Annotated in this window: 8 protein-coding genes; all 8 read left to right on the top strand. The window is 48.8% G+C overall.

The window, feature by feature from the left end:
• Positions 1 to 418 precede the first annotated feature (418 nt).
• The 8 genes from SGI98_12515 to SGI98_12480 all read left to right on the top strand — a co-directional run bounded on the left by SGI98_12515 (position 419) and on the right by SGI98_12480 (position 6,980).
• Positions 419 to 1,222 (top strand): hypothetical protein, encoded by an 804-nt coding sequence (locus SGI98_12515; protein MDZ4744225.1) that lies wholly within the window; start codon positions 419 to 421, stop codon positions 1,220 to 1,222.
• 34 nt (positions 1,223 to 1,256) lie between these two features.
• A complete protein-coding gene (locus SGI98_12510; GenBank protein ID MDZ4744224.1) occupies positions 1,257 to 1,742 on the top strand; it encodes a hypothetical protein in 486 nt (161 codons plus the stop codon).
• Positions 1,743 to 1,936: 194 nt separating this feature from the next.
• On the top strand, positions 1,937 to 2,626 hold the full coding sequence (locus SGI98_12505) for a lipid-binding SYLF domain-containing protein (GenBank protein MDZ4744223.1): 690 nt from the start codon (positions 1,937 to 1,939) through the stop codon (positions 2,624 to 2,626).
• A 79-nt stretch (positions 2,627 to 2,705) separates the two neighbouring features.
• A complete protein-coding gene (locus SGI98_12500) occupies positions 2,706 to 3,545 on the top strand; it encodes an ABC transporter permease (protein MDZ4744222.1) in 840 nt (279 codons plus the stop codon).
• The gene (locus tag SGI98_12495) at positions 3,542 to 4,309 is read left to right on the top strand and encodes an ATP-binding cassette domain-containing protein (GenBank protein ID MDZ4744221.1); all 768 of its coding nucleotides are present in this window, start codon (positions 3,542 to 3,544) and stop codon (positions 4,307 to 4,309) included. Before SGI98_12500 ends, SGI98_12495 begins: the two co-directional genes overlap by 4 nt.
• Positions 4,310 to 4,312: 3 nt before the next feature.
• Positions 4,313 to 5,050 carry an MlaD family protein gene (locus SGI98_12490; GenBank protein ID MDZ4744220.1) on the top strand — a complete coding sequence of 246 codons (738 nt, stop codon included), beginning with the start codon at positions 4,313 to 4,315 and terminating at the stop codon, positions 5,048 to 5,050.
• 81 nt (positions 5,051 to 5,131) lie between these two features.
• Complete coding sequence (locus tag SGI98_12485; GenBank protein ID MDZ4744219.1) at positions 5,132 to 5,335, top strand: CsbD family protein; 204 nt, start codon at positions 5,132 to 5,134, stop codon at positions 5,333 to 5,335.
• A 784-nt stretch (positions 5,336 to 6,119) separates the two neighbouring features.
• Positions 6,120 to 6,980, top strand: a complete 861-nt coding sequence (locus SGI98_12480; protein MDZ4744218.1) for an ice-binding family protein — start codon at positions 6,120 to 6,122, stop codon at positions 6,978 to 6,980.
• The last annotated feature ends 937 nt before the right edge of the window (positions 6,981 to 7,917 follow it).

Here is a 7,917-nt window from a genome sequence, read left to right as displayed (position 1 = left end):
CTTCACCAGTCTCCCGGCTGTATGGCGCGTGCTCGTTTTATAAGCCTTTAAGATGTAATCCCCAAATGTCAGCTTCTTGAGTTGTTTCTTGTTGTGATTCACTTTCATGCCAGCACTATAGGGTCATGTCGTATCCGTATGATATGGGGTGTTAACCTACCTGTGCCGAGGATCGTGCGCAAATTGCGCGGACGAGCCTTTTACGATTTTGATCTGGGTATGCACAGAAAAGAAAGCAGACATAATATTTTCTCAACGGTGTCCAACATTCCTTCAAATATTTCGATAAGGGAATGCCCTGAATTAAGTCTCTGGCTTTGGGGGTTTGAAACGGGTCTCGCGGAGGCTACGGACGCATTATAATCAAAAATAACTCACAAAGATGTTGCATTACAGGCGCAAATGGCAAAAAAAAATTATGCGCCCATTATCAGATATTAACTCTACCGTGTTCGAGCAATTTTTCCAGCCTCTTTCTGAGGTATTTAAGGATTTGGTGAGCACCCGAAAATGCGGGAAACTCACCGACTGGGAGTGGATTTTGGGTGGAGTCATGCGGGTCATTTCCAAACAAAAAACAGGGCGCGGTTTTCTCCAATGCTTTGAGTCATGGGGCAGGAAGTGTCCCCAACTGAGTCATTATTTTGAGACGCTTAAAAGTGCACGACGACTTCGACTCTGTCAGGATGTCGCGAAAAAAGTGGCTCCTGCCATGATTCAGCAAAGGGCCGATGCGCTCGCGTGTTTCCCCTGTTTGCAGGACTATGAGGTTTATGCGGGAGACGGACACTTTCACGCAGCGGCCTGTCACGATGCGCGCAAAGGAATCAAGGATATCAAATACGCGACAGGGCATCTGTTGAGCCTCAATCTGCGGACTCACGCCCTAGCCCATTTGAAGGTCGGGGATGTACTAGCCAAGAAAGAGCACGATATGAAAGGGCTCAAGAGTCTTTCAGCCGAGGATCTGCGTCATCAGGCTCCAAAGGGAACCAAGGTATTGATCATCTGGGATCGGGCAGGAATTGATTTCGGGCAGTGGTGGCGGGGGAAGAAGTCGGCGGGGATCTATTTTATCAGCCGTCTAAAAGACAATATGAAGCCGCTGAAGATGGGGATGAGAACATACGATGTCAATGACCCTCTGAATAGCGGGGGTCAGTGCGGGAGTGACGATGCGGCGGGTGAAGTATCTGGATGCTGTGTCGGGGGAAGAATATGACTTCATTACCAGTGACATGGACTTACCCCCGGGAATGATCGCCCATCTCTACCGGATGCGCTGGGATATCGAGAAGGTCTTCGATGAGGTTAAAAACAAATCAGAAGAAAAGAAATCGTGGGCCAGTACGGAAACGACTAAGGCCATGCAGATTCAGTTCATCTGTCTAGCCCACAATCTGATGATACTCATGGAGGATCATCTGGAAGAAGACTGGCAGATTACCAATTTAGCCGAAGCCAAGCGGCGGCAGCAGAGGATGGCGCAGCAAAAAGAAAAAACAGAAGATCAACAACGACTCTGGCCGCAAGTCTTGGAATGGGTGGTGAGATTGACTCGGGAGAAGCCTGAAATTCATCCGCTGGCTCAGGGCCCACCTGCTTTTATCCACTTCCCTAAACGAAGTCTGCCCTCAACTCCAACGCCTTTATGCGAAATTATAACCCCATTCTTTGGACACCGTTGTATTTTCTTGCGAGAGAGGAGGGTACTCACAGCATGTGTATGCCGCCATTCGTGACGGATTTTTGGATAAAATCCTTGGGGAGAGACACTTCTCATCCAGGTGGGGTTATACCCCATATCTAAAGACGAGCTGACACTTCAACCTTTCCTACAAGGCAAATGAACAGGAATCTCCCATGCAGTCCGCGATTTCTGTTCTTCACGCAGGGGATCTGCGGCAGACCCTATTAACTCTATCAAAGGAAACAGATGAACATGACTCAAAAAATATTCACTCTCGGAGTGTCATTAATGGCTATAACACTCGGAACGGGTGTACTCCATGCAAGTTCAATCCAAGATACAGTCGTATCAGCGACGGAAATACTCGGTCGCAAACAAGGATCTGCCCATCCTATTCCTCCAGCCACACTTCAAAAAGCTAAGGGTATCGCTATATTAAGTATTACCAAGGCCGGGCTGGTAGTCGGTGGAGCAGGCGGTGATGGTGTGGTCATGGTACGGGGCGCGGCCAAAAGTTTGTCGATGCCTCAATGGAGTGCTCCCATTCCTGTCGGGTATACCGGCGGTAGTTTCGGCGCGCAGATAGGGGTTTCCTCGATCAATATGATTATTCTTTTGAATAGCGAATCCGCTGTCAAAATCTTTACCCAGTCCGGAAAACTTAACTGGAACGCCACAGCCAGCGGGACTGTGGGAAGTGACAGTGGGTCAGAACATAAGGGCGGCATGCTCTCCGATCAGGATGTGACTATCTACAAGGAAACCGATGGACTCTACGGTGGAGCCACCATCGGCGGGGCAGAGCTGAATATCCAGACAGACCGTATCGACAGTGCCTATGGTCAGGGTGTCACTGTCAGTGAAATCCTCAGCCGCAAGGTAAATGTGCCCGACTATTCCCGGCATCTCTATGAGTTCATGGATGGGAAACATTAGTCCGCGGGGAGACTACTCACCCTCCCACTGCCTATAAGAAAAAAACAACACCATACGATTCACTTCCCAAACACTCAAAATGAACTTTATCGATTCCCTTTTGCATCCCTGTAAAACCGGGGCAAGTGTTTTGTCTTTGATCGGAGTCTCGACAAAATCGGTCCTCCAAGCACTGGGAGGCATGATGTGGATGACCCGGGAGACGATGTCGGAGATTATCGAACGGGTCGCTACCGGGCGGGCTCCACTCAGCCGGGAACATTTTTTTTATCAATGTAACCGCGTGGGAGTGGGCTCGATTCCGATGATTATTCTTCTTTCGGTTTTTGTCGGACTCACGATGGCTTTACTGACAGGTTATCAACTCCAGAGATTCGGGTTAGTCACTCTGGTGCCAGCCATCGTTTCCGTTTCGTTTACGCGTGAAATGGGGCCGCTTTTCACGGGGATCGTCTTGGCTTCACGGATCGGAGCGGCATACACCGCCGAGCTAGGCGCCATGAAGGCCAATGGTGAAGTAGACGCTATCGAGGCAATGGGCATCGGCCCTCTGGGTTATCTCGTCACCCCCAGACTCCTCTCGATTTTCACGCTCACGGTATGTCTGAGTGTAGTCTCCGTCATTGCCGGAATTGCCGGTGCCGCCTTCATTTCAAATCTAATGCTCCAACTCGGGTTTGAATATTTTCTTGAGCAGGTCATGACAAATCTCCTCGTGAAGGATGTCACAGCCGGTATCGTGAAGAGTTTTCTCTTCGGCGGACTCATCGGGATCATCGCCTGTTACAAGGGCCTCTCGGTCCGCGGCGGGGCGGTAGGGGTGGGCGTCGCGACGACTTCGAGTGTGGTGACTTCCATCAGCAGTGTGATCGCCTGCGATTCCATCTGCAACATTTTCATCGTCACATTTTTCCCATGAGCACAGCCCCCCCATCACTCGTCAGGATGCAGGGCGTGAAATTAAAATTCGCGGACAAGGTCATTCTGGATGGAGTGGACTTATCGGTCAACGCTCAGGAAGTTCTCGTCATCATGGGACTCAGCGGTTGCGGAAAAAGCACATTACTCTCCGTTCTCGTGGGACTTCTCAAAGTGGATCAGGGTTGCGTCATGTTTAAGGAAGAGGATATGACCCGACTGTCGCGGCCCGCCTTGAACAAGGTCCGCCGGCACATCGGTATGGTTTACCAGAATGCCGCCCTGATTAGCTCCATGAATATCCGGGACAACGTCGGCCTCCCCCTCCATGAGCTAACGACCAAAAATGACAGCGAAATCAATACCATCATTGATCAGAAATTAGAATTAATTGGTCTTAAAGATGACGGGGAAAAGATCCCCTCTGAGCTCAGTGGCGGCATGCAAAAACGGGCGGGACTAGCACGGGCCCTCGCTCTGGATCCGGAGCTAGTCCTTTTTGACGAGCCCTCGGCGGGTCTCGACCCGATCAATAGCCGGATCATTGACGATTTGATCATCCAATTGCGTGACGTACAGAAAGTCACCTCCATCGTCGTCACCCATCAGATGGACAGCGCCTTTGCGATAGCCACACGCATGGCATTTCTCCATGAGGGCAAAATAATTTATGATGGGACTCCCGACGGGTTCCGGCATTCGGACCACCCGATCATTCAAAAATTCCTCACTCCCCCATCAACGTCCAAACTTGACGGAAAGTAACACATGCAAATCAATAAAAATGAAATCACCACGGGACTACTGGTCCTCATCACCTTTACGGTCTTGATCGGGTTATTGATCTTGATCGGCATGCCCGGCCTGCTTAAACCGCTGAATACCTACCGCATCTATTATGACAATGCTAACGGGATCCGTCCCGGAGCCCCCGTCCTACTCGCCGGGCGTGAAATCGGCAAAGTCACCGCCCTAAACTCCCCTATTCCACAGGACAAACGCCCGGAAGGCCATTCCGATTTTGAGGTGTCGATCGATGTACAGGTGGACAGGGATGCTGAGATTTATAATAATGTCACTGTCCGACTGACGCAACAGGGACTCATGGGACAACAGGTCATCGACTTCATCCAGGGGGATGCGAGTACCGGCATCGTCAAAGACAAGGCTGAATTCATCGGCAAACGGGTACCCGACCTTTCCGAGGCCATCACCGACAATATGAAACGGTTGACTGGCCCCGGTTCGGACTTCGCCCTTACCCTAGAGAATATCAAGAACTTTACCGGAGCCGATTCAGATTTAGTCCATACAGTAAACGAGGTCGATACTTTCATGAAGTCCCTAAATAAATCCAATATCCCGAAGGTAATTCAAAACACCGAACAATTCACCGATACATTAAAGCGGGAACCCTGGCGCCTGATCTGGCCCTCCACCAAGGAGTATAAAGACGACAAAAAGAAACCCGCCGAGACTGTGACTCGCAAAAAACAGTCCCGGTAGGGCTAGACCCACTCGTGACGGAACGGTTTCAAAGCGATTATTCTCATTACATATCATCAACAAACAAAAAAAGGAACACACATGAATAAACTAGAGATAAAAGGCGACTGGAAAATCATCAAAGGAAAAGTCAAACAAAAATGGGCAAAACTCACGGATAACGACCTTGAGTACGTGGAAGGCAAGGAAGAGGAATTGATCGGCCGGATCCAGAAACGCACAGGCGAGACACGGGCGGCGGTGGAGAAGGTGCTCAATGAGCATTGTTGTTGTGATACGAAATAATCGACATTTAACTCCGAAAGTTTTCCGCACCTACTCTCCCAAATCAAAACAGCCGGTGAGTGAAGACCACCGGCTCTCTCAGGAGTCTCTGCAAAAGTGGCCTTTCAGAGAGAATGTCATATCATACAGCGTGCTGCCCGGCATCGATCAGATAAATCGCCGAACGAAGCAGATAGACAACGGACTGATCGGGAAACGTGAAAAAGATTGATCCCGATAAAATCAAAGAATTTGATACGAATCGATGAAAAGTTTTTGTGCTATGAAAACACTTAAAATCCACAAACTGAGTCAGAAAGCTTCCTTCCAATAACCATTTCGAGCCCGTCTCCCACAAATCTCCGTGTACTTCATAAACGCCATTGCAGCTTGATCATATCACTCTTTATGGCACATTCTCTCTTAATCGATATAATCGCCAGAAGCTTAAGGCTTATTAGGATTCTCTTCAATCTTCAGGTGAAACTTATGCAGAAACCGGTGATACAGTAGTGCAAAGAAAACACCAATAATCACCAAAAAGACTATGCCGGAAAACAACGCATAGGCAGAAGCAAATAACTTTCCAGCTACTGTATGCAATTCATTTATCAGAACCTTTCCCCGTGAGACAAATTGAGCGGGGAACCTCCTCGAATTCGTCCTGTACGGACGCCAACGACTTCATTTTGGTAGGGTTACACCCCATAGGTATTAGGTAGCATATAGTGCAATATTTCTCAGATAGAAGAGAGTGTATGTCTTCTGCAAATCATTACTAACTCAAACTAGGAACCAAACTTATATGAAAAATCAAAACGTAAAAAAACTGATCCTTGGAGCTGCGATCATTGGTATTATGAATTCAGGAGCATGGGCTACACCAGTAGTAAACCTTGGGACGGCGCAAGACTTTACTATTCTTTCTAAAGCAGGAATTAGCACTACGGCGGGCACGGCGATTGTTGGCGATATAGGTGTCAGTCCTATTGCAGCAACCGCTATTACTGGTTTCGGTCTAATTCTCGATGCTTCCGGTGAATTCTCGACGTCTTCACTCGTAACAGGCCAGGTATTTGCTGCCGATTATGCACCCCCCACACCTACTATGCTGGGCGTCGCTATTGGTGACATGGAGACGGCATATACCGATGCTGCTGGGCGTTCAGGTCCCGATTTCCTAAATTTATTCGGTGGAAATCTGAACGGACAGACGCTCTCTGCTGGCCTTTACAAATGGCAGAGTGCGTTATCTATTGTAAACTCCATCACATTTGACGGAGATGCTAACGCGATCTGGGTCATGCAAGTCGACAACCGATTGAATCTGGGAAATGCAGCGAATATCTTCCTAAGTGGTGGCGCCCTAGCTCAGAATATCTTCTGGCAAACTGCTGAAGGTGCTACGTTAGGAACCGATTCACATTTTGAAGGAATGCTGCTGACCGCAACGGATATCGCCGTACAAACGAGAGCTTCCGTCAACGGGGGACTCTTCGCACAGACAGCGGTGACGCTTGATGAGAATAGTATCGTGGGAGCCGGACTCGCACCATCACCCATCCCTGAGCCATCTACGTATGCCCTCTTCGGCATTGGTGGACTTGTTCTCATGGTTCTTGCCCGTCGTCGCAAGAGTCAATTAACTCATAACCTCGCCCAATAGAGGCTGACTGAGCTCTGATGAAACCTCCCGAGGAAAGCCGAGGTTTCATCGATGTCTTTCCCCGGCCCCGATAGTGAGGGGCTGCTAGGGAACTTTTTTTTTGCAGGTGGCTCCTGTAACAACCGTTCGTGGGAAAAGATCCTCTGCTTCACTCCGCCTGCCCAAGCCGGACCGAAGGACGGCTCACCCAAAATGCCAGCAAGTGTCTACTTCTTCGAGGCTAATCTTCTTTGCACGGACACGACAGAGCGATCAGATAGGCAATGATCGCATCCCTCTTTCAGCACATTCTCGCTAAACCAATATTAACATCATAGGTTTAAGTTTTATTAGAATCTTCTTCCATCTTTAGGTGAAGCTTAGGCGGAAACCGGTAATACAGCGGTGGAAAGAAAATACCAAAAATACCTTACCGGAAAACAGGCCATAGGCAGAAGTAAATATCCTTACAGTCGTCGTATGCGATTCATTCACTGGACCCAATACCCTCTCCAAGAATCATCGCCGCATTCAGGAACCGAATCCATCCACGAGATGCCCCCAAGCTCATGATAGTAGATGATCCCAATGAAATAGTGAGCACAACACTCACCTCAATGCTATCAGCGTATGGCGCAGGAGTCAATGAAGTGGCTGGGATTGAGGCATACAAAAGATTTAACCAATGGCTGACTTTATAAACATAACAGCCGGGGCAAATTGCCCGGCTGTATCCTTAAAATATGCTTGGGTATTTGTTTCCGACCCTTGTGGAATTCATAGCGGCATCCACCCATGATGGAGGAGAAGGAGTAATTCGTCAGACTCAGTTCCCCCACCGCAGCTGACGTAGGTCGAGAATTGCTCGTTCTTCCCAAAAAGTCTATTCAACTGATTTCCGGGCACAAGTCGCCGTGTTAAAAAGAATACAAATCGACGGGTTAACCGAATCTGAAAT

The sequence above is a fragment of the Verrucomicrobiota bacterium genome, from assembly GCA_034440155.1.
Taxonomy (GTDB): domain Bacteria; phylum Verrucomicrobiota; class Verrucomicrobiia; order JAWXBN01; family JAWXBN01; genus JAWXBN01.
The sequence above is the reverse complement of the archived record's forward strand: the minus strand, read 5'-3'. Positions and strand labels throughout refer to the sequence as shown.